Raw genomic sequence first — 21,517 nt, 5'->3', positions numbered from 1 at the left:
CCGATGAAACTCTATAACTTAAAAGATCACAATGAGCAGGTCAGCTTTGCGCAGGCTGTGACTCAAGGGCTTGGCAAACACCAGGGGCTGTTTTTCCCGCATGATCTGCCGGAATTCAACCTGACCGACATTGATGACCTGCTGACCCAGGACTTCGTCACCCGTAGCGCGAAGATCCTCTCCGCGTTCATCGGCGATGAAATCCCACAGGCCGAGCTGGCTGCGCGTATCGGGAAAGCGTTCACCTTCCCGGCACCGGTAAACCAGGTACAGGAAGACGTAGGTTGTCTGGAGCTGTTCCACGGCCCGACTCTGGCGTTTAAAGACTTCGGCGGCCGCTTTATGGCGCAGATGTTGACCCTTATCGCGGGCGAAAAGCCGGTGACCATCCTGACCGCCACCTCAGGTGATACCGGCGCAGCCGTGGCACACGCTTTCTACGGCTTGCCGAACGTTAAAGTGGTTATCCTGTATCCGCGCGGCAAAATCAGCCCATTGCAGGAAAAACTGTTCTGTACCCTGGGTGGCAACATTGAAACCGTCGCCATTGACGGTGACTTCGATGCCTGTCAGGCGCTGGTTAAACAGGCCTTCGATGACGAAGAACTGAAAGCTGCGCTGGGTCTGAACTCCGCCAACTCCATCAACATCAGTCGTCTGCTGGCGCAGATTTGTTACTACTTCGAAGCGGTAGCGCAGCTGCCGCAGGAAGCGCGCAACCAGCTGGTGATTTCCGTTCCAAGCGGCAACTTTGGCGACCTGACTGCAGGTCTGCTGGCGAAGTCGCTGGGCCTGCCGGTGAAGCGCTTTATTGCGGCGACCAATGCCAACGACACCGTGCCACGCTTCCTGCAGGACGGCAAATGGGCGCCGAAGGCCACTCAGGCCACGCTGTCGAACGCCATGGACGTGAGCCAACCGAACAACTGGCCGCGCGTAGAAGAGCTCTTCCGTCGCAAAATCTGGCGTCTGAACGAGCTGGGCTATGCGGCGGTGGATGATGAAACCACCAAAGCGACCATGCGCGAATTGCAGGGGCTGGGCTATACCTCTGAGCCGCATGCGGCCATTGCCTATCGCGCACTGCGTGACCAGCTACAGCCTGGCGAGTACGGCCTGTTCCTTGGCACCGCGCATCCGGCGAAGTTTAAAGAGAGCGTTGAAGAGATTCTGGGTGAAACGCTGCCGCTGCCAAAAGCGCTGGCGGACCGCGCCGACCTGCCGCTGTTATCGCATAATCTGCCGGCTGACTATGCAGAATTGCGTAAGCTGATGATGAGCAAGGCGTAATGTCTCCGTTTCCCCTTTCTAAGCGAAGGGGGAAATAGGGAGAAATTATGCAGAGATGTGGTAGGGAAAAAGGAGAAATTCCCAATAAATGCGGGCGTTCAGAATATAGGATTGCGGAGAATAACAAGCTGGTATTTACCACAGTAATCTTTATTCATCAGCCATATTGGCGAATGATGAATAAAGGAGTTACCTATGTTAAAACCTGCGATGTTAGCACTGGCAATGCTATTGGCAGCTCCGGTTATGACACAGGCCGCAGAGATTACGCTGCTGCCTGCTGTGACGCTGCAAATTGGCGACCAGGATAATCACGGCAACTATTGGGATGGCGGACACTGGCGTGACCATAGCTGGTGGAAGGATCACTATGAATGGCGCGACAACCGCTGGCATGCTCACACGCCACCGCCGCCACACTATGATAACCGCGGCCACGACGATCATCACGGCGATCGCCATGACGGTTGGGATCACAACGATCGTGGGCATGGCGACGATCGCGGTCACGGGGACGATCATCGCCCGCCACCGCAGAATAACCATCACTAACCTGTAGCCCGGCCGAGCGAAGCGACGCCGGGTTTTTTATATCGCAGCAGTCCCGGTGTCGCTACGCTTGGCCGGGCTACTTGATTACTGTTCGTGGCGTTTGAAGACCAGTTCTTCGGCGCTCGAGTTTTCCGCATCGAAGAAATACCCTTCGCTATTGAACCCGGTCAGCTGCTCCGGCTTGCTCAGACGGTTTTCAATGATGTATCGGCTCATCAGCCCGCGCGCTTTTTTGGCGTAGAAGCTGATGACCTTGAATTTGCCATTCTTCTCGTCGAGGAATACTGGCTTAATAATGCGGCCTGCAAGCGCCTTCGGTTTCACCGAGCGGAAGTATTCATCCGAGGCCAGATTAATCACCACGTCGTCGCCCTGTGCTTCCAGCGCCGCGTTCAGCGTGTTGGTGATTTCATCCCCCCAGAACTGGTAGAGATCTTTGCCGCGTGGGTTTTCGAGGCGAATGCCCATTTCCAGACGATAAGGCTGCATCAGATCCAGCGGGCGCAGTACGCCGTACAGGCCTGAGAGCATCCGCAGGTGTTGCTGCGCAAAATCGAAGTCCGCTTCGCTGAAGGTTTCCGCTTGCAGCCCGGTATAGACATCGCCCTTAAACGCCAGAATGGCCTGACGCGCGTTATCGGGCGTGAAGTCCGGATGCCAATCGTGGAAGCGCGTCGCGTTGAGGTCAGCGAGTTTGTCGCTAATGCCCATCAGCGCCTTTATCTGCGGTGCGGAGAGCTTACGCGCTTCGCGGATAAGCTGCTGGGAGTGCTCCAGCAGCGCGGGCTGGGTAAAGCGTTTGGTGGTCAGCTCGCTTTGGTAATCGAGCGTTTTGGCCGGGGAAATCAGAATCAGCATATCCAGTCCTTGCAGAAAATTTCACTCAACTTTAACAAAAAAACGGCGCAAAGCGATCGATTGCTGTCATTGGCGCGGGGGGTGATCCCAGCTATCTGGTGCCAGCTGCTGAGCGATTTCCGGGTAATAATCGGGGTCAAATACCGGCGTGACGCCGAGCTTACGCTGGCGTAGATAGTCCAGCGCGATAATGCGCACCACCGGTGAGAGCAACAGAATCGCCGTCAGATTGGTGATGGCCATTAGAGCCATAATCACGTCTGCCATTTGCCAGACCACTGGTAGCTTCAGCAGGCTGCCCAACACCACCATCGATAGCGTCGCGATGCGCAGTAGCCAGATTGCCCACGGTTTATCCCAGCGTAAAAAGATTAGGTTGTTCTCGGCGTAAATGTAGTTTGCCACGATGGAGGTAAAAGCGAACAACATTATCACAACGGCGACAAAGCTGGCACCCCAGTCCCCAACCAGCACACTCATGGCGTGCTGGATGAGTTGTATGCCGCCATAGCTGGTGGTTTTGGTGCCATGGCCGGCCAGCAGGACCACCATGGCGCTGGCGCTACAGATAACGATGGTATCAATCAGCACGCCAATCATCTGCACAATCCCTTGTGCCGCCGGATGAGGTGGAAATGATGCGGCGGCTGCGGCGGCATTCGGCGTTGAGCCCATACCGGCTTCGTTAGAGAACATGCTGCGCTGAAAGCCGCTGGTGATGGCCTGGCTCACGGTGTAGCCAGCCGCGCCAGCCGCCGCTTCCTGCCAGCCAAAAGCGCTGCGGATAATCAGATTGATAATGGAAGGTAGTTCGACAATGTGCCAGAGGGTAATCAGCAGGCACGTCAGCACCCACAGCATTGCCATAAAGGGCACCAGCCACTGGCTTAAACGTGCGGCCCCTTTCAGCCCGCGCGTAATCACCAGCAACGCGAGGAGCGCCATGACCACACCGGTCACACCGCCGGACACGTTGAAGGCATACTGCAACGCGTGCGCCGTGGAGTTAGCCTGGACGGTATTAAAGATTAATCCGTAGGCCGCCAGTAGAAAGAGCGAGAAGAGCACGCCCATCCAGCGCATTCCCAGCCCTCGAGACATATACCACGCTGGACCGCCGCGGAACTGACCTTTGGCATCGCGCTCTTTGTAGAGCTGGGCAAGCGAGCACTCCGCAAAGCTGCTGGCCATACCGATAATAGCCGCAATCCACATCCAGAACACTGCGCCGGGGCCGCCGACGGTTATCGCCAACGCGACGCCTGCCAGGTTGCCGCTGCCGACACGAGCCGCGAGACTGATACAGAGTACCTGGAAAGAGGTGAGTCCACCTGCGCGCGGTGTCAGGCTTCTTTTCAGACTTTTGCTAAACTGACGGATGTAGCGAAACTGGATGTAGCCGGTTCTCCAGGTGAACCATATGCCGCACCCGAGGAGTAGGTAAATCATTACCGAACCCCACAGTATCTCGCTAATAAAAGACAGGAAATCAGGCATTAAACGTCCTCTTGTCTATGCCGAAATTGGTGGCTGTTTACGGGAAGAACACGTTCCTTCGCACGATTCGATTCAGCCAATGTAAGCGTTACCAATTTTTGGGCGAAGAATCTCAACCCGTAAAGTTTGATGCTTCAGTTTATCATACTCTGCGGTCTGGTGATGTCGGCGGTTGCGCTGAGGTCGGGGCGTGATATTATCGAGGCAGACCGGTTACATCCCCCTAACAGCTGTTTAAAGAGAAACACTATCATGACGGATAAATTGACATCTCTGCGTCAGTACACAACCGTAGTGGCTGACACCGGAGACATCGCAGCAATGAAGCTGTATCAGCCTCAGGATGCGACAACCAACCCTTCCCTGATTCTGGGCGCCGCACAGATCCCTGAATACCGCAAACTGATTGACGATGCGGTTGAGTGGGCGCGTAGCCAGAGCAGCGACCGTGCTCAGCAGGTTGTAGATGCAACGGACAAACTGGCCGTAAATATCGGTCTGGAAATTCTGAAACTGGTCCCGGGCCGTATCTCTACTGAAGTTGATGCGCGTCTTTCTTACGACACCGATGCGTCCATCGCGAAAGCGAAACGTCTGATCAAGATGTATAACGATGCTGGTATCAGCAACGATCGTATCCTGATCAAACTGGCTTCTACCTGGCAGGGTATCCGCGCGGCGGAGCAGCTGGAAAAAGAAGGCATCAACTGTAACCTGACGCTGCTCTTCTCCTTCGCCCAGGCTCGTGCTTGTGCTGAAGCTGGCGTGTTCCTGATCTCCCCGTTCGTGGGCCGTATTCTGGATTGGTACAAAGCCAATACCGATAAGAAAGAGTACGCACCAGCGGAAGATCCAGGCGTGGTTTCCGTTAGCGAAATCTACCAGTACTACAAACAGCACGGTTACGAGACTGTCGTTATGGGCGCAAGCTTCCGTAACATCGGCGAGATCCTGGAACTGGCTGGCTGTGACCGCCTGACCATCGCTCCTGCGCTGCTCAAAGAACTGGCAGAAAGCGAAGGTGCTCTGGAGCGTAAACTCTCCTACACCGGCGAAGTGAAAGCGCGCCCAAGCCGCATCACTGAGTCCGAGTTCCTGTGGCAGCATAACCAGGATCCAATGGCGGTAGATAAACTGGCGGAAGGTATCCGTAAGTTTGCAATCGACCAGGAAAAACTGGAAAAAATGATCGGCGACCTGCTGTAATTCAGCCTGTCTGCTTGACAACAGCCCGCTTCTCTAAAGAGAGCGGGCTGTTTTTTTATTAATGTTGAAGGGCGGTGAGTTCTTCTGCGCTTACGCCGGTCATGTCGGTAATATCGGCCGCTGGAATCCCTTTTTCGAGCATTGCCCGCGCAATTTTACGCGACGTTTCGCGCTCTCCGGTCTGGATACTTTGCTGTAGACCCTGTTGTATCCCTTCGATGCGTCCTTCCTGCTTTAGCTGCTCTGCTAATGTCATGAGTTCGTCTCCATACTGTGGTGCGTGTTGCGCCATTTCGTACAGCAATGTGCGGGCATCCTGTGCTTCTCCCGCCTGAAGCATGTAATTTACCAGCGCAATGACCTGTTGTCCGCTGATGTGGTTTCGGGTTAATAACCCGGCAAGTTTGTCGAGAAATAGTGTGAGGTCGCGCTGACGGATAACCCGTTTGGGGTCTTAGTATTGCCACCCATTCGCGTGTATTATTCTGCTTAACGCTACGGTTTTAACGGAATAATCATGAACACTTTACGCATTGGCTTAGTTTCTATCTCTGACCGCGCTTCCAGCGGCGTTTATCAGGACAAAGGCATTCCAGCACTGGAAGAGTGGCTGGCGTCCGCGCTGACGACCCCTTTTAAAGTGGAAACTCGCCTGATCCCTGATGAGCAAACCATCATTGAGCAAACCCTGTGTGAGCTGGTGGATGAGATGAGCTGCCATCTGGTGCTGACCACCGGCGGTACTGGCCCGGCGCGGCGCGATGTTACCCCTGACGCGACGCTGGCGATTGCCGACCGCGTGATGCCGGGCTTTGGTGAGCAGATGCGCCAGGTGAGCCTGCACTTTGTTCCAACCGCGATTCTTTCCCGTCAGGTAGGCGTGATTCGCAAGCAGGCGCTGATCCTCAACCTGCCGGGCCAGCCAAAAGCGATTCAGGAGACGCTGGAAGGGGTGAAAGACGCTGACGGTAAGGTGCTGGTGAACGGTATCTTTGCAAGTGTACCGTATTGTGTACAGTTGCTGGAAGGGCCTTATATTGAGACGAACAGCGATGTCGTAGCAGCATTTCGCCCTAAGAGCGCACGACGCGAGACTTTATCCTGAATGTGATGCTTTTCTGACATAACCTATCATTCCTCTGGAGTGCGATAGGGTTTACGGTATAGTCATTTTTGCTTTACACAAATCGTAAACTTATATCAACAGCTTCACTTTGCGAATGGTTTGTTATGTCACATTACACGCGACCTCTGAATCGACAAGATTATAAAACGCTGACGCTGGCGGCCTTAGGTGGCGCGCTGGAGTTTTATGATTTCATCATTTTCGTCTTCTTCGCCGCCGTCGTTGGAGAGCTTTTCTTCCCAGCCGACATCCCTGAGTGGCTGCGCCAGGTGCAGACTTTTGGCATCTTTGCCGCAGGCTACCTGGCTCGCCCGCTGGGTGGCATCATCATGGCGCATTTCGGCGATCTGGTCGGGCGCAAAAAGATGTTTACCCTTAGCATTTTGCTGATGGCGGTGCCGACGCTGGCGATTGGCCTGCTGCCAACCTTTGCCACCGCAGGGCTGGCCGCACCGCTGCTGCTGTTGTTGATGCGTATTTTGCAGGGCGCGGCAATCGGTGGGGAAGTGCCGGGGGCGTGGGTATTTGTCGCAGAACATGTGCCCGCACGTCGCATCGGTATTGCCTGTGGCACGCTGACGGCCGGGCTGACGGTCGGGATCCTGCTGGGCTCGGTGGTGGCAACGCTGATTAACACCCAGCTCTCCGCGCAGGCCATTCATGACGGCGGCTGGCGTATTCCGTTCCTGCTGGGCGGTATTTTCGGCCTGGTGGCGATGTACCTGCGCCGCTGGTTGCAGGAAACGCCTATCTTCCTTGAGATGCAGCAGCGTAAAGCGCTGGCGCAAGAGCTGCCGATTAAATCCGTTGTCCTCAAGCACAAGCAGGCGGTGGTGGTCTCGATGCTGCTGACCTGGCTGCTGTCGGCGGGCATCGTGGTGGTTATTCTGATGTCGCCGGTCTGGCTGCAAAAGCAGTATGGTTTTGCCCCCGCGCTGACCTTACAGGCCAATAGCGTGGCGACGATTATGCTCTGCGTTGGCTGCCTGCTGGCAGGGTTGATTGTTGACCGCGTCGGAGCCAGCAAAACCTTTATCGTTGGCAGCATCCTGCTCGCCTGCTCAAGCTGGTTCTTCTATCATCTTGCGGGAACGCATCCTGAACAGCTGTTCCTGCTCTACGGGCTGGTTGGGCTTTGCGTGGGCGTGGTCGGGGCGGTACCGTACGTGATGGTGCGTGCCTTCCCGGCGGAAGTGCGTTTTACCGGGATTTCCTTCTCCTACAACGTCTCCTACGCCATCTTCGGTGGCCTGACGCCGATTGCCGTCACCATGCTGATGGGCGTATCGCCGATGGCTCCGGCCTGGTACGTACTGGCGTTGTCGTTGATGGGTCTTGGGCTTGGCATCTGGCTGCGTAAAGAGATTCCTGCTGCAAGCCGTAGCCCGGCCGAGGCGTAAACCAACGCCGGGGTCACGCGACGCCAACCCCGGCGTCGCGTGCGCTAGCGAATAATCGTCACGTCTTTAAACGTAAACCGTTTTTTCTGCCCCGCCTCCTGATAGCCGATACGAATAAAGACACGCAAATCTTCCAGCCAGGCGTAATCGCTGCTCATGGCTCTGCCATCGCCCCGATCATCGGTGCAGATAAGCTCAATATAACGTCCCTTGAAAGCCTCGTTCAGCGTTGAGGCATCGCGCCACGGGCCCTCTACGCGACAATCCTGGCTTTTGGATTTGCTGTTCTCCGGGTTGGCGTCATCGCGCAGCACGGCATGCCAGCGGTACGGCTGGCCTACCTTCGGCATCGCGCTAAAGTTGGTTTCCAGCTTCTGGGCGATAAGCGGGCTGTTTTTCATCGAATCCCACTGCTTCAGGTCGACGATATTGAATAACCGATGGTACTGGCTGTAGAAGGTCACCCCTTTGAGCACCAGCGTGTCGAGCATTAAGGTGCTGCCGTCTGGCAGCCTGTCGATGCGAGTCTTACCGTTGATATCGGCATCGCCCGGCCATACTGGCGTAAAGGTGAGGCGGGAAAACGCCGGTGCATTACTGCCGTTATTCAATATCCCCTTCACGGTCTTGCTCACCGTTTCCGGCAGCGGGTAGCGGGCTAAGACGCTCGGATCGTTGTGCTCGAAATCGGGAATTGCCCGCGGGGCATCGGCCTCGGTTTTCTGCCGGGCAACCAATGCGCCGCTGCCGGTAAACTGGTTGAGATCCTGTAAGGCGCACAGTTTTGTCATCGGCGCGATAAGCGAAGAGGGGAGCGACGAGAAGGGCGCCTCTGCCGGGATGGCGTTGTCGGTAACGACGGCGGAATTCAGCGAGAATGTGCGCTCAACGCGTGCCTGTTGGTTATCGCAATTAACCTGCATCTGGCTGATTTTAAAGTCATAGGGGGCATCGTATTGCTTTTCGCGATGGATCTGCGCGTAATCCGTGCCGACGCGCAGGTTAAGCATATTGCCCTGACGATGACTGTTACTGAGATCGATAAACATCTGATCGCCGTTCTTATCCGCCGCGGCGAGCCCTACCCAGCGAGGCTTGGCGACGTTCTGCTTGCAGACGTTCAGAGCCGGATCGGTACTCATCAGGCTATCGGCGTCGGGCTCGAAAGGCACGCCGGGAATATAGCGGGCGAACGAGTTACCGCCGTAGGCGCGGAGATGACTTCCGGTCAGGGTGTGCAAATTCATATACAGCAGCGTTTTTGTCTGGGTCTGGCAATCAACGTTCAGCCAAAGATTATTTTGCGATCCCTCTGACATCGTAATGCGATAAACGGTATTGATGCTGTCACCGACGCGTACGGTGTTTGCCTTGTCCCAATCAACGCTTCTGACTTCAGGCGTCGACAGCGCATGGGCGCTAGCAGACAGCAGGACTCCACTGGCCAGAATCAGGGGGGAAACAGAGGCGAGGCGCATCATCAATAATCCTTTTTATCATTAGAAGTTATTGAAAATAGCGCAAATAGTGAGGAAACGATAACCCCAGGATCGGTAGTTTGCAGATAAAAAAAACGCCGGACAGACCGGCGCTTTTCAGGATGACGCGAGGATTAGTGCTTTTCACCAATCGGCAGTACGGTGCGACCGAACTGCTCGTTCAGTACTTCACCCATTGCCAGGTAAATGGCGCTTGCGCCACAGATCAGGCCAACCCAGCCAGCAACGTGGATAATCGCTTCGTTGCCGTTGATGTTGCCAATTGCCAGCAGGGCGAACAGAACTGTCAGGCTCAGGAACACGAACTGCAGCATGCGTGCGGCTTTCAGCGTACCGAAGAACATGAACAGCGTGAACACGCCCCACAGGCCCAGGTAGGCGCCGAGGAACTGCGCGTTAGGCGCGTCGGCCAGACCCATCTTCGGCAGCAGCAGAATGGCAACCAGCGTCAGCCAGAAAGAGCCGTAAGAGGTGAATGCGGTCAGACCGAAAGTATTCCCTTTTTTGTATTCCAGCAGGCCCGCGAAAATCTGCGCGATACCACCGTAAAAAATACCCATTGCGAGAATAATACCGTCGAAAGCAAAGAAACCCGCATTATGCAGGTTTAACAGAATGGTGGTCATGCCGAAGCCCATCAGGCCCAGCGGTGCCGGGTTAGCCAACTTAGTGTTGCCCATAATTCCTCAAATCATCATTGAATGGTGAAGTTCTTTCCCCATATTCGGGGGCGCGGCATGATAATCATGGGCAAACCGGCTGTCTATGATCTGAACGGGGGAAAATGAAATATTTTCTCCCGCAGAGGTCGATTAACCGGCGCGTTGCAGAGCAGCTTTAGCAATAACTCGACGCAGGCAGGCGATACGCAATACCGCTGGAATCGTGACACGATAAGCGCTTCCGCTGACGGCCTTCACGCCGTTTACCGCAGCACCCACCGGGCCGCCAAGACCTGCGCCGCGCATCAGGCCGTGGCCAATCACGCTGACGGCCGCATGTTTGTGCAGGATATGACTCAGCTGTTCACCCAGCAGATGTTCAATACCGTGATCCAGACGATGATGGTCGATAAGGTGCGAAAGCAGAGCTTCGAGCTCCATGACCTTTAGCTCAACGGCAGCATGAAAACGTGCTTTCTGCTCATCGTTCATGCGCTTCCAGGCGTTGCGAACAAACTGTTCCAGCAGTAGTTTTTCGATGGCTGGCGTCGGCATGGCTTTGTCGGTTTTAAGGCCCAGGCGTTTGGCCACATCGCGCAGAATTTCGCGGTACAGCTTGCCGTGACCGCGAATCTGGTTGGCGATGCTGTCGCCGCCGAAATGCTGGAATTCACCGGCAATCAGCTGCCAGTTGCGACGATGCTGTTCCGGGTGGCCGTCCATCGACATATAGAGTTCGTTATGCAGCAGGGTGCTGGACAGGCGACGTTTACCTTTTTCATTGTGCGTCAGCAGCTGTGCAAGATTAGCCAACTGCTCTTCACTGCAGTGCTGAAGAAAAACGAGGTCTTCGTCATTCAGGTATGAAACTTTCATTGAGGTTATCGCTTCGCAGGGGGGGGTTAGTCGTCGCCGATGATTTTTAAAGAGGCCATATCGGAAGAGTTCACGGTATGCCCAGAAAAGGTGATTTTGGCGACGCAGCGTTTATTGTCGTTATCGCTGTTGATATTGATCCAATCGGTCGTGCTTCCTTCTTTCAGGGAGGAAGGCACATTCAGGCTCTGGCTGCTGCTGCGTGCGGCTTTGAAGTAGACGGATGCGCCGCTAAGTTCGGCATCACCGCGATCCACGGTCAGCTTGATGCGCTTGACGACACGGCAAACCGGCAGCTTGAGCGTCAGATCGTTGGTTTCATTACGGGGTAAAGCAATGACGCCCAGCGTTTTATGATCGTTCGCGTAGGCGGAAGAGGCCAGCATCAGGCCGAAAGCCAGGCTCGCAGAGACGTTTAATAATGTTTTCATTTTATTCCTTACCGGATTGACCCTTTGACAACATCAAAGGCAAAGACGGATTTTATCCATCTCCGATATGGCTTTCTGCGCTTAATAATTTCAACTTATGACAATAATTCGCTGAATATATTGATGTTTTTATATATTTAACTTGAATGATTTGAATGCGAAAACGGGAAATGCGCTCGGGCGAAAACCGCACTGAATGAAAAAATTTTACTTCTGCCCCTTGATGGATGACGTTGCGACCCCATCTTGTAGTCAACCGCAGTGAGTGAGTCTGAAAAAAAACGATTCAGGGCAGTTGAAACCGAAGGTTTCGCCCTTATTACAGATTCACAACCACATGTTGACTGAATTTTTAGTGGAGACGTTTAGATGGGTAAAATTATTGGTATCGACCTGGGTACTACCAACTCTTGTGTAGCGATTATGGATGGCACTACCGCTCGCGTTCTGGAGAACGCCGAAGGCGACCGCACCACGCCTTCTATCATTGCTTATACCCAGGATGGTGAAACTCTGGTTGGTCAGCCGGCTAAACGTCAGGCAGTGACAAACCCGCAAAACACCCTGTTTGCGATTAAACGCCTGATCGGCCGCCGCTTCCAGGACGAAGAAGTTCAGCGTGACGTTTCTATCATGCCTTACAAAATTGTTGCCGCAGACAATGGCGACGCATGGCTTGATGTGAAAGGCACCAAAACTGCACCACCGCAGATCTCTGCTGAAGTGCTGAAGAAAATGAAGAAAACTGCTGAAGATTACCTGGGTGAGCCGGTAACTGAAGCTGTTATCACCGTACCTGCATACTTCAACGATGCTCAGCGTCAGGCAACTAAAGATGCTGGCCGTATCGCAGGTCTGGAAGTCAAACGTATCATCAACGAACCAACCGCAGCTGCACTGGCTTACGGTCTGGATAAAGAAGTCGGCAACCGTACTATCGCGGTATACGACCTCGGTGGTGGTACCTTCGATATTTCCGTTATCGAAATCGACGAAGTTGATGGCGAAAAAACCTTTGAAGTTCTGGCAACCAACGGTGATACCCACCTGGGTGGTGAAGACTTCGATACTCGTCTGATCAACTACCTCGTTGACGAGTTTAAGAAAGATCAGGGCATCGACCTGCGTAACGACCCGCTGGCGATGCAGCGCCTGAAAGAAGCCGCTGAGAAAGCGAAGATTGAACTGTCTTCCGCTCAGCAGACCGACGTGAACCTGCCGTACATCACCGCAGACGCGACCGGTCCTAAACACATGAACATCAAAGTGACCCGTGCGAAACTGGAAAGCCTGGTAGAAGACCTGGTTAACCGTTCCATCGAGCCGCTGAAAGTTGCGCTGCAGGATGCTGGCCTGTCCGTATCCGATATCCAGGACGTTATCCTGGTCGGTGGTCAGACTCGTATGCCAATGGTGCAGAAGAAAGTTGCTGAGTTCTTCGGTAAAGAACCGCGTAAAGACGTTAACCCGGACGAAGCTGTTGCTATCGGTGCAGCGGTTCAGGGCGGCGTTCTGACCGGTGAAGTAAAAGACGTGCTGCTGCTGGACGTTACCCCGCTGTCTCTGGGTATCGAAACCATGGGCGGTGTGATGACTGCGCTCATCAACAAAAACACCACCATCCCAACTAAGCACAGCCAGGTGTTCTCTACCGCTGAAGACAACCAGTCTGCGGTAACCATCCACGTGATTCAGGGTGAGCGTAAACGTGCATCCGATAACAAATCACTGGGTCAGTTCAACCTGGACGGTATCAGCCCAGCACCGCGCGGCATGCCGCAGATCGAAGTCACCTTCGATATCGATGCTGATGGTATCCTGCACGTTTCCGCGAAAGACAAAAACAGCGGTAAAGAGCAGAAGATCACCATTAAGGCTTCTTCCGGTCTGAATGAAGAAGAAATTCAGAAAATGGTTCGTGAAGCCGAAGCTAACGCCGAAGCTGACCGTAAGTTTGAAGAGCTGGTTCAGACCCGTAACCAGGGCGACCATCTGCTGCACAGCACCCGTAAGCAGGTTGAAGAAGCAGGCGAACAGCTGCCAGCTGACGACAAAACTGCCATCGAGTCTGCGCTGACCGCACTGGAAGCGTCTCTGAAAGGCGAAGACAAAGCGGACATCGAAGCGAAAATGCAGGCGCTGGCACAGGTTTCCCAGAAACTGATGGAAATCGCTCAGCAGCAGCACGCACAGCAGCAGGCGGGTGCCGCAGGCGCTGACGCTTCCGCGAACAATGCGAAAGACGACGACGTTGTTGACGCTGAGTTCGAAGAAGTGAAAGACAAAAAATAATCGCCCTGATGCAGGGTAATTAATCAGCACGGGCGAAGAGGGTTTCCTCTCCGCCCGTGCTCGCATGTTAAGGGGCTGAAAAAAACCAATGGCAAAGCAAGACTATTACGAGATTTTGGGCGTTTCCAAAACAGCGGAAGAGCGTGAAATCAAAAAGGCGTACAAGCGCCTGGCCATGAAATTCCACCCGGACCGCAACCAGGGTGATAAAGAGGCCGAAGCCAAGTTTAAAGAGATCAAAGAAGCGTACGAAGTCCTGACCGACGCGCAGAAACGTGCGGCCTACGATCAGTACGGTCATGCAGCCTTTGAACAGGGCGGCATGGGCGGCGGTGCCGGTGGTTTCGGCGGCGGCGCGGACTTCAGCGATATCTTTGGTGACGTATTCGGCGATATTTTTGGCGGCGGTCGCGGTCGTCAGCGCGCGTCCCGTGGCGCAGACCTGCGCTACAACATGGATCTGACGCTGGAAGAAGCGGTTCGTGGTGTGACCAAAGAGATCCGCATCCCGACGCTGGAAGAGTGCGACATCTGCCACGGCAGCGGCGCCAAAGCGGGCTCACAGCCACAAACCTGTCCAACCTGTCACGGCTCCGGTCAGGTGCAGATGCGTCAGGGCTTCTTCGCCGTACAGCAGACCTGTCCACACTGTCAGGGCCGCGGTACGCTGATTAAAGATCCGTGCAATAAATGTCACGGCCACGGCCGCGTCGAGAAGACCAAAACCCTGTCCGTTAAAATTCCGGCAGGCGTGGATACCGGCGATCGCATTCGTCTGACCGGCGAAGGCGAAGCGGGCGAGCACGGTGCACCGGCAGGCGACCTGTACGTACAGGTCCAGGTGAAGCAGCACGCCATCTTTGAGCGTGAAGGCAATAACCTGTACTGCGAAGTGCCGATCAACTTCTCTATGGCTGCTCTGGGCGGCGAGATTGAAGTACCGACGCTTGACGGTCGCGTGAAGCTGAAAATTCCAGGCGAAACGCAAACCGGTAAACTGTTCCGCATGCGTGGTAAGGGCGTGAAATCCGTTCGCGGCGGCGTGCAGGGTGATCTGCTTTGCCGCGTGGTGGTTGAAACCCCGGTCGGCCTGAATGAGAAGCAGAAACAGCTGCTGAAAGATCTGCAGGAAAGCTTCGGCGGTCCAACCGGCGAGAACAACAGCCCGCGTTCGAAAAGCTTTTTCGACGGCGTGAAGAAATTCTTTGATGATTTGACCCGCTGATTTGAAACACAAAAAAAGCCCGGAATTTATTCCGGGCTTTTTTTTATCTTATCTATTTAAAAACTTCTCTTAAATATCAACGAATAAAGAAAGACTTCTTGTGGGTGAATCAGAGTTTTTCTGCATTAAAATTTCTTTAAAACATCATGATTATAAATTATTGATATTAATTTATATTAATTTATTTTGATTGTTTCGCTTATGAAGTAATAATTCCATTTGTGATACTGTAGAAGTTTTAATGGATCTGGAGTTATTTCTTTGAAGAGTGAGTTCGATTATAATTTAATTAAGGTGCTGGATGCAGTTATTTCCGCCGGAAATGTCACGAAAGCATCTCAGCGATTGGCTGTAACGCCTGCGGCTGTCTCGATTGCATTGAACCGATTACAGGGTTTTTACCACGAAGCTCTTTTTGTCAGAGGCCGAAGTGGTCTCATTCCAACAGTAAAAGCGCTCGAAGTTCATAGCTACTTCTGCCAAGCGATTGATCTCATTAAAGTCGCATTAAAACCGGAAGGAAAAGATTCGGAGAAAAGTAAAATCACCCTGTTGGGCGGTGATATTACTGAAAACTACTATTTATCACAGGTTTACGACGATAAATTTTTCGAGCGTTATTCTTTTCATCATTTCTCTATGCGTAACCGGGATAAAGATGAGATGAGAAAATTGTTAATCACGGAGGAGTGCGATATAGCCATCAGCCGTAATTATAACAATGATAATGATTTTGAATGCAGACCCATTGATAGCTTCAAACACTTTTGCATGATTTGTGGTAAGGATAATATGTTAAGCGAACTATCACAGCTATCACTCCATCATTTTTTATCATCACAACATGCCATTTTTAAAGCTAATGATTGTCCGATTGTGACCATACAAGATGAAAACCTCTATGATAGTAATATCGATGTTAAAGAACGAAGAGATATTGGCTATAAAAGTGATTCAATTACAGGGATCATGAGTATTGTAGAACGCACACAATTAATTGCATTGGTTCCCTTGAAACTTGCTATTTTCTTTAAAAATCAACGTAAATATAATATCAATATCCTGCAGTTGCCACGTGAAATTAAAATAAGACAAATGAATGTATACGCTTCCTGGTATAAAAGGAATGCTAAGAGCCAGCATATTGAAGACATTGTTGACATGCTTCATACTTTATCTTCATTTCGTCATTAACTTCATTAATAAGATATTTTTTTATTACCTATATTTAGTGATTCTTTGTGACTCTTTTCTTCGCTCTGAAAGGTTTAGATTTGTAGTTCCATTATATCCAAAAGGAATCATAAATGTTATTACCTGCTCAATTAGAAACGCCAAGGGCGATTCTCCTCGAAGTAGAAGTTATTGCAATGGTCATCGCGGTCGGAGCATGGGGGGGGGTTGTGAGTTTTTTATTAAAGTCAGAGGGGTTCAAAGCCGGTAGCTTTCATGGTCGCTTAATGAGATGTATTAACCAGATTATTATCTCATGCTTCACTAGTTTTATTTTAAGTGTGGTAGCGGTTGAAAAGGGGCTAAGTTTTAACATGATATTGCTTTTTGCAGGAGTGGGAGGTGTATTTTCTATTCCCATTATTAAAATATTAGGTGCGCGAGTTAAGCGCATTGTATCTGGCAAAGAGTAAGCATGCATAGAAAAATTACAACATAGATCTTATCGGGGGCTAATTACCGATAATCAACAATGGAGTGATAAACAGATGGGACATTGTAAAGATTACATTGTCCCATTATTCAGCTTATACGACACGGTTTTTTAGCCAGCCGTAGATAAACTGCTCGTTCTGTTGTCTTTCTTCGGTGATAGTCAAATAATAAGCCCCTTGGCTGCAATTTAACGCTCTGAGTAAGACCTCCTCACCTTCGCTTCCTCGCGTTGTCAGAAAACGTTCCAGTGCGGTTAGCGTTCTTGAACCGATAAGGCCGTCGGTGCTTAAATCATGATACAGATTTTGTTCTTTGTTGAAGACGTTTAGCCAGCGCTGTAGCCAGATACCGGGGTATTTTGGGCCGACATTGACCGCGGCATCACAGAGTTCAAATGATAAAGGCCAGGACAGCTGTGAGATGTCTTCGAACCCAGGTTTAACCCAGTAAATATTCTCCAGTATCGCATATGCCTCTTCGCGGGTTAATGCTTTCATTTCTCCCTGATAACCATTTGCTCTTGCTGTGGCTTTGGTTATTCCCCAGTTGGTTTCACCACCACGATCGGCGGGGTTGTTGGAATAACCACCTTCTATTGAAAGAATACCATCGATAACTGGATTCATTATACCCTCCTTGATAATGATTTATTAAAACTATTGGCGTTTAAATAATGAGATAAAACGTTGTTTGAGTTTGGATGGATTAAAAAGAGAATGGGGAACTGGTTGGTTGGTATCTGTTGACTCAATGGGAATCAAATCATTTACCTGAATTCCCTGGCGAGGGATAGTAATGAGGAGGTCATGGATCCCGAGTGATTTTAAATCCTTGCGAATCAAATAAAGTATTTGCGTTAAATTTGCATCATTCACATAGTTCCCTCTACTTCCCCAGAGTGCGGTAGTGAGTTCCTGGCGTTCGATGACTTCATTTTCTGCATGCTCGATGATGAAACTGAGGCATCTTGCTCTCATCGCCGTCATACGGACTACCATCGAATTAGTGATATTCCGTAGTTCATATTTACGCTCATTAAATATGCAGTCATGGTTTATGATATATGTTTTCATTGTTCCCTCTTTGAATGATGTTGTTCTTGATTCCTTGTTTATCCGAATACTAGTTACGAGAACTAGCTGAATCCATATTGTAAAAATCAATAACTCCATTTTATGTTTGATTTTCAAATGTGCATCACAGCTTTGATTTGTTTTTAAGTGAGATTTAAAAACCTATTAAATACCATTAAACACTTTAGGGTTGCATTTGTATTGCTGATAAAGTGAACGGGGTGTTGCGGTATAATATTAATTTAATTAATTGTTATCGTTGCTATGCATAAATTAAAAGTCATCGTCATAGATGATGTTTCGTGATTAGCCTTATTCAATCAGCTAATGAATTATTCACCCGGTAGGATGGCCTACGAAAACACAATCATCTAAATTATAGGAACATATTATGACGACTAGTAAATTAATTAAGGGTGACACCCTGACTGAAACCAGTAATGCAGCTGACGGTTTTATTCCTGCAACTGAAGTGAGTAAATACAGCTACACTTCTGCTCGCGTCGCTAATTCGGTATATAACGTTTATAAAGCAAACGCGAATAAGCCAAAAGTATTCGGCTACTACACCGACTGGTCTCAATATGATGACCGCCTGCAAGGTGGTGATATTGCTGATGACCGTGGACGTGGCTACGATCTGGCTAATGTCGATCCACTGGCTTATGACAAAATTATCTTTGGTTTCATTGGTATTGTGGGTGACAAGGGCGAGAAGCAATCCACCATTGAAAAAGCGGCAGCTCTCACAGGCAAAACGACTAACGAACCCACCTTCCTCGACCCATGGGGTGACTTCCAGTCTTATGTTAACTGTAACCAGGAGACCAGTGCCTGGGACCTCGATCCAATGACGGTGACGCAACAGACTACTCACGGCATGCTGGGCGGTCTACGTGACCTGCAGGCAAAAGCGAAGCAGCTGGGTCATACTCTGGCGCTTTCAATGAGTATCGGCGGCTGGACAATGAGTAACGGCTTCCATGAAATGGCAAAAACTGAAGCAGCACGCAAAGTATTCGCGGCAGGTGTGGTGAAATTATTCAAACAGTTCCCAATGTTTAGCGAAGTGGACATTGACTGGGAATACCCGAATGCTGTCGGTAACAATAACCCTTACGGCCCAGAAGACGGCGCGAACTATGCTCTGGTCATCAAAGAGCTGAAAACTCAGCTGGATGCTGCTGGTCGTAGCGATGTTAAAATCTCTATCGCTAGCTCTGCTGTCGTAGAAACTCTGGGTTACTCTAACGTTAACGCGCTGATGGATGCGGGTCTCTACGGCATCAACGTCATGACCTATGACTTCTTCGGTACACCATGGGCGGAAACTCTGACGCATCATACTAACCTGTCCCCACTGTCTGCGGGTGGCTGGAGTATTGAAGTTATTGTTGATTATCTGATTGCTGAAGGTTTCCCTGCCGATCGCATCAACATCGGTTATGCAGGTTACACCCGTAATGGTCGTAACGCCGAAATTGAAAGCTTCTCCCCGCTGAAAGGTTCTTACAGCGCAGGTGAGGGGACCACTACCGGTACCTTCGAATCTGGCTGCACCGAATGGTATGACACCATTTATAACTACCTGGATCTGGAAAACCAGAAAGGTCGTAATGGCTTCAATGTGTATACCGACCAGGTTGCAAATGCAGACTACCTCTACAACCCGCAATCTAAACTGTTCATGTCGCTTGATACACCACGAAGCGTAAAAGTGAAAGCGGAGTACGCGGCTAAGCTCGGCCTGGGTGGGATGTTCACCTGGACTATCGACCAGGATAACGGCGTGCTGGTCAACGCGGCGCGTGAAGGCCTAGGTTATGAAATGAGCAAGGAAGTGGTTGATATGGAACCGTTCTACTTCGAAGGCATCAATATTGAACCTGTTGATGAAGACAAGGATGACGGTGAAAAGGCCAACCATGCGCCTAAAGCGACTATTGAACTGCGCGTTGTCGGCGGTTCCCGCGTTCAGCTTTCTGGCGAAGGCTCTAGTGATGAAGATGACGATGCTCTGAGCTTTAGCTGGGGCGTACCAACCGCTATCGACGTTGCTGATAAAACTGCTTCGGTTATCGAGTTCGTGGTACCGGTTGTTGAAGCCGCTACCGAACTTCAGTTCACACTGTTTGTCCGTGATGCTCAAGGCGAACCTTCAACCCAGCAGCGTTTTGTTCTGATTGTGGTGCCAGCGGCAAGCGCAGTTGAACCGACTCCGGCTGATGATGAAGAAGAGGTCACTCCGACTCCAGTACCTTCTGATGACTCTGAATCTACTCCGGATGATTCCGCTTCTGTTTACCCACAATGGGATGCGGCTACGGTATACGGCGTCAACTGGGGCGAGTTCGAGATCGTAAGCTGGAAAGGTCACAACTACCAGGTCAACTGGTGGTGTGAAGGTATGCAGCCAGACCTGAACTGCAGCCAGGGCCAGGCATGGACTGACCTCGGCGCATACTGAGTGATAGGTTGTTCTTAAAAGAAGCCCCGGAAAATCCGGGGCATTTCCATTGTGACGCGGAATGTCTTTCTGGGGAGGGCGCTTACCGACCCTGGCAATAATCTAGTTAGATCGGAAAATACGAATTATATTTACTAAATAATCTAATTTTAACGAGCATTTGTGAAGGGTATGATTGTCTCTATCAAGTAGTTAACTGAATGAGAGAATAAATAGATGAAACATCTGCATCGTTTTTTCAGCAATGATGCCTCTGGTGGCATCATTCTGATTATTGCTGCCGTTCTGGCCATGCTGATGGCCAATATGGGCGCAACCAGCGGCCTGTATCATGCCTTCCTGGAAACGCCGGTGCAGCTGCGCGTGGGCGCATTAGAAATTAACAAGAACATGCTGCTGTGGATTAACGATGCCCTGATGGCGGTGTTTTTCCTGCTGATTGGCCTTGAGGTTAAACGCGAGATGATGCAAGGCTCGCTGGCTACGCGTCGTCAGGCTATTTTCCCGGTAATTGCAGCACTGGGCGGCATGGTCGTGCCAGCGCTGGTTTACCTGGCGTTTAACGCTCAGGATCCGATTGCGAGCAGCGGCTGGGCGATTCCTGCGGCGACCGACATCGCCTTTGCACTTGGCGTGCTGGCACTGCTGGGCAGCCGCGTACCGGCCTCACTCAAGATCTTCCTGATGGCGTTGGCCATCATCGACGATCTGGGTGCCATTGTGATTATCGCGCTGTTCTACACTCATGATTTGTCACTGCTGTCGCTGGCCATCGCTGCGGCCGCCATTGCGGTGTTGGCGTTGCTGAACGTCAGCGGCGTACGTCGGACCGGTATCTATATTCTGGTGGGTGTGATCCTGTGGACGGCGGTGCTGAAGTCCGGCGTTCATGCCACCCTGGCTGGGGTGATTGTCGGCTTCTTTATCCCGCTGCGCGAGCAGAACGGTAAGTCGCCAGCGAAACAACTTGAGCATGTGCTGCATCCGTGGGTGGCCTTTATGATCCTGCCGCTGTTTGCCTTTGCCAATGCCGGCGTTTCCCTTCAGGGCGTCACGCTCGACGGGCTGACCTCGCTGCTGCCGCTGGGTATCATCGCGGGTCTGTTTCTCGGTAAGCCGCTCGGCATCAGCTTGTTCTGCTGGCTGGCGCTGAAGCTCAAGTTGGCAAAACTGCCGGAAGGGGCAAACTTCTCGCAGATTATGGCCGTCGGCCTGCTGTGCGGGATTGGCTTCACCATGTCTATTTTTATCGCTAGCCTTGCCTTCGGCAGCGTCGACCCGTCGCTGATTAACTGGGCGAAGCTCGGCATCCTGATTGGCTCAGTGATGTCGGCGGTGGTGGGATACAGTTTATTACGTGCGCATTTGAAGCCGCAGATGGCCTAAGCGCAAGAT

Annotated in this window: 20 protein-coding genes; 11 read left to right on the top strand and 9 right to left on the bottom strand. The window is 51.6% G+C overall.

Features of this window, described 5'->3' with window-relative positions:
* The first annotated feature begins 3 nt into the window (after positions 1–3).
* Both thrC and MY052_RS20500 read left to right on the top strand, forming a co-directional pair.
* Positions 4–1,290: a threonine synthase gene (gene thrC / locus MY052_RS20505; RefSeq protein WP_248537750.1), complete on the top strand. Its 1,287-nt coding sequence runs from the start codon at positions 4–6 to the stop codon at positions 1,288–1,290.
* A 195-nt stretch (positions 1,291–1,485) separates the two neighbouring features.
* Positions 1,486–1,842 (top strand): DUF2502 domain-containing protein, encoded by a 357-nt coding sequence (locus tag MY052_RS20500; RefSeq protein ID WP_035896208.1) that lies wholly within the window; start codon positions 1,486–1,488, stop codon positions 1,840–1,842.
* Positions 1,843–1,926: 84 nt separating this feature from the next.
* Here the strand turns inward: MY052_RS20500 and yaaA are convergent, their stop codons facing one another.
* A complete protein-coding gene (gene yaaA / locus MY052_RS20495) occupies positions 1,927–2,700 on the bottom strand; it encodes a peroxide stress protein YaaA (protein ID WP_202216530.1) in 774 nt (257 codons plus the stop codon).
* A 66-nt stretch (positions 2,701–2,766) separates the two neighbouring features.
* A complete protein-coding gene (locus MY052_RS20490) occupies positions 2,767–4,197 on the bottom strand; it encodes an alanine/glycine:cation symporter family protein (protein ID WP_202216529.1) in 1,431 nt (476 codons plus the stop codon).
* Between the two features lie 252 nt (positions 4,198–4,449).
* On the opposite strand from MY052_RS20490, the gene tal reads away from it, so the two are divergent.
* Positions 4,450–5,403, top strand: coding sequence for a transaldolase (gene tal, locus MY052_RS20485; protein WP_035896212.1), 954 nt, complete (start codon positions 4,450–4,452; stop codon positions 5,401–5,403).
* A 58-nt stretch (positions 5,404–5,461) separates the two neighbouring features.
* Here the strand turns inward: tal and MY052_RS20480 are convergent, their stop codons facing one another.
* Positions 5,462–5,842, bottom strand: coding sequence for an Rpn family recombination-promoting nuclease/putative transposase (locus MY052_RS20480; protein ID WP_248538976.1), 381 nt, complete (start codon positions 5,840–5,842; stop codon positions 5,462–5,464).
* A gap of 78 nt (positions 5,843–5,920) precedes the next feature.
* On the opposite strand from MY052_RS20480, the gene mog reads away from it, so the two are divergent.
* Complete coding sequence (mog, locus tag MY052_RS20475; protein WP_035896213.1) at positions 5,921–6,508, top strand: molybdopterin adenylyltransferase; 588 nt, start codon at positions 5,921–5,923, stop codon at positions 6,506–6,508.
* A gap of 125 nt (positions 6,509–6,633) precedes the next feature.
* Positions 6,634–7,929, top strand: a complete 1,296-nt coding sequence (locus MY052_RS20470; protein ID WP_123651512.1) for an MFS transporter — start codon at positions 6,634–6,636, stop codon at positions 7,927–7,929.
* Positions 7,930–7,973: 44 nt separating this feature from the next.
* On the opposite strand, the gene MY052_RS20465 is transcribed toward MY052_RS20470, so the two are convergent.
* The 4 genes from MY052_RS20465 to MY052_RS20450 form a co-directional block, all read right to left on the bottom strand.
* Positions 7,974–9,410, bottom strand: coding sequence for a hypothetical protein (locus tag MY052_RS20465; protein WP_248537749.1), 1,437 nt, complete (start codon positions 9,408–9,410; stop codon positions 7,974–7,976).
* A 131-nt stretch (positions 9,411–9,541) separates the two neighbouring features.
* Positions 9,542–10,108: an acetate uptake transporter gene (gene satP, locus MY052_RS20460; protein ID WP_248537748.1), complete on the bottom strand. Its 567-nt coding sequence runs from the start codon at positions 10,106–10,108 to the stop codon at positions 9,542–9,544.
* 132 nt (positions 10,109–10,240) lie between these two features.
* The gene (msyB, locus tag MY052_RS20455) at positions 10,241–10,966 is read right to left on the bottom strand and encodes an acidic protein MsyB (protein WP_035896218.1); all 726 of its coding nucleotides are present in this window, start codon (positions 10,964–10,966) and stop codon (positions 10,241–10,243) included.
* Positions 10,967–10,992: 26 nt separating this feature from the next.
* The gene (locus MY052_RS20450) at positions 10,993–11,397 is read right to left on the bottom strand and encodes a DUF2541 family protein (RefSeq protein WP_035896219.1); all 405 of its coding nucleotides are present in this window, start codon (positions 11,395–11,397) and stop codon (positions 10,993–10,995) included.
* A gap of 369 nt (positions 11,398–11,766) precedes the next feature.
* Between MY052_RS20450 and dnaK the strand changes: the two genes are divergently transcribed.
* From dnaK to MY052_RS20430, 4 genes are all read left to right on the top strand, one after another.
* Positions 11,767–13,689 carry a molecular chaperone DnaK gene (gene dnaK, locus MY052_RS20445; RefSeq protein WP_035896220.1) on the top strand — a complete coding sequence of 641 codons (1,923 nt, stop codon included), beginning with the start codon at positions 11,767–11,769 and terminating at the stop codon, positions 13,687–13,689.
* 88 nt (positions 13,690–13,777) lie between these two features.
* A complete protein-coding gene (gene dnaJ / locus MY052_RS20440; protein WP_115074844.1) occupies positions 13,778–14,914 on the top strand; it encodes a molecular chaperone DnaJ in 1,137 nt (378 codons plus the stop codon).
* Between the two features lie 261 nt (positions 14,915–15,175).
* A complete protein-coding gene (locus MY052_RS20435) occupies positions 15,176–16,108 on the top strand; it encodes a LysR family transcriptional regulator (RefSeq protein WP_248537747.1) in 933 nt (310 codons plus the stop codon).
* Between the two features lie 113 nt (positions 16,109–16,221).
* A complete protein-coding gene (locus MY052_RS20430; protein WP_202209146.1) occupies positions 16,222–16,560 on the top strand; it encodes a phage holin family protein in 339 nt (112 codons plus the stop codon).
* Between the two features lie 114 nt (positions 16,561–16,674).
* On the opposite strand, the gene MY052_RS20425 is transcribed toward MY052_RS20430, so the two are convergent.
* Both MY052_RS20425 and MY052_RS20420 read right to left on the bottom strand, forming a co-directional pair.
* Complete coding sequence (locus tag MY052_RS20425; RefSeq protein WP_202216525.1) at positions 16,675–17,208, bottom strand: glycoside hydrolase family 108 protein; 534 nt, start codon at positions 17,206–17,208, stop codon at positions 16,675–16,677.
* Between the two features lie 30 nt (positions 17,209–17,238).
* A complete protein-coding gene (locus tag MY052_RS20420) occupies positions 17,239–17,655 on the bottom strand; it encodes a winged helix-turn-helix domain-containing protein (protein ID WP_202216524.1) in 417 nt (138 codons plus the stop codon).
* A 391-nt stretch (positions 17,656–18,046) separates the two neighbouring features.
* On the opposite strand from MY052_RS20420, the gene MY052_RS20415 reads away from it, so the two are divergent.
* Together MY052_RS20415 and nhaA are read left to right on the top strand one after the other, a co-directional pair.
* Positions 18,047–20,122: a glycoside hydrolase family 18 protein gene (locus MY052_RS20415; protein ID WP_035894923.1), complete on the top strand. Its 2,076-nt coding sequence runs from the start codon at positions 18,047–18,049 to the stop codon at positions 20,120–20,122.
* Between the two features lie 216 nt (positions 20,123–20,338).
* Entirely contained in the window at positions 20,339–21,508 is a 1,170-nt protein-coding gene (gene nhaA, locus MY052_RS20410; protein WP_202216523.1) for a Na+/H+ antiporter NhaA, read from the top strand.
* Positions 21,509–21,517: the final 9 nt, after the last annotated feature.

Origin of the sequence: Kluyvera ascorbata, from assembly GCF_023195735.1 — a bacterium.
In the GTDB taxonomy this organism is placed as follows: domain Bacteria; phylum Pseudomonadota; class Gammaproteobacteria; order Enterobacterales; family Enterobacteriaceae; genus Kluyvera; species Kluyvera ascorbata.
The sequence above is the reverse complement of the archived record's forward strand: the minus strand, read 5'-3'. Positions and strand labels throughout refer to the sequence as shown.

Excerpts from the sequence above, each read along its gene's own strand:
- MY052_RS20465 (WP_248537749.1), bottom strand. The coding sequence starts at position 9,410 with ATGATGCGCCTCGCCTCTGTTTCCCCCCTGATTCTGGCCAGTGGAGTC.
- msyB (WP_035896218.1), bottom strand. The coding sequence starts at position 10,966 with ATGAAAGTTTCATACCTGAATGACGAAGACCTCGTTTTTCTTCAGCAC.
- MY052_RS20415 (WP_035894923.1), top strand. The coding sequence starts at position 18,047 with ATGACGACTAGTAAATTAATTAAGGGTGACACCCTGACTGAAACCAGT.
- MY052_RS20450 (WP_035896219.1), bottom strand. The coding sequence starts at position 11,397 with ATGAAAACATTATTAAACGTCTCTGCGAGCCTGGCTTTCGGCCTGATG.
- MY052_RS20430 (WP_202209146.1), top strand. The coding sequence starts at position 16,222 with ATGTTATTACCTGCTCAATTAGAAACGCCAAGGGCGATTCTCCTCGAA.
- mog (WP_035896213.1), top strand. The coding sequence starts at position 5,921 with ATGAACACTTTACGCATTGGCTTAGTTTCTATCTCTGACCGCGCTTCC.
- yaaA (WP_202216530.1), bottom strand. The coding sequence starts at position 2,700 with ATGCTGATTCTGATTTCCCCGGCCAAAACGCTCGATTACCAAAGCGAG.
- nhaA (WP_202216523.1), top strand. The coding sequence starts at position 20,339 with ATGAAACATCTGCATCGTTTTTTCAGCAATGATGCCTCTGGTGGCATC.
- MY052_RS20470 (WP_123651512.1), top strand. The coding sequence starts at position 6,634 with ATGTCACATTACACGCGACCTCTGAATCGACAAGATTATAAAACGCTG.
- MY052_RS20490 (WP_202216529.1), bottom strand. The coding sequence starts at position 4,197 with ATGCCTGATTTCCTGTCTTTTATTAGCGAGATACTGTGGGGTTCGGTA.
- MY052_RS20425 (WP_202216525.1), bottom strand. The coding sequence starts at position 17,208 with ATGAATCCAGTTATCGATGGTATTCTTTCAATAGAAGGTGGTTATTCC.
- thrC (WP_248537750.1), top strand. The coding sequence starts at position 4 with ATGAAACTCTATAACTTAAAAGATCACAATGAGCAGGTCAGCTTTGCG.
- MY052_RS20420 (WP_202216524.1), bottom strand. The coding sequence starts at position 17,655 with ATGAAAACATATATCATAAACCATGACTGCATATTTAATGAGCGTAAA.
- dnaK (WP_035896220.1), top strand. The coding sequence starts at position 11,767 with ATGGGTAAAATTATTGGTATCGACCTGGGTACTACCAACTCTTGTGTA.
- tal (WP_035896212.1), top strand. The coding sequence starts at position 4,450 with ATGACGGATAAATTGACATCTCTGCGTCAGTACACAACCGTAGTGGCT.
- dnaJ (WP_115074844.1), top strand. The coding sequence starts at position 13,778 with ATGGCAAAGCAAGACTATTACGAGATTTTGGGCGTTTCCAAAACAGCG.
- satP (WP_248537748.1), bottom strand. The coding sequence starts at position 10,108 with ATGGGCAACACTAAGTTGGCTAACCCGGCACCGCTGGGCCTGATGGGC.
- MY052_RS20500 (WP_035896208.1), top strand. The coding sequence starts at position 1,486 with ATGTTAAAACCTGCGATGTTAGCACTGGCAATGCTATTGGCAGCTCCG.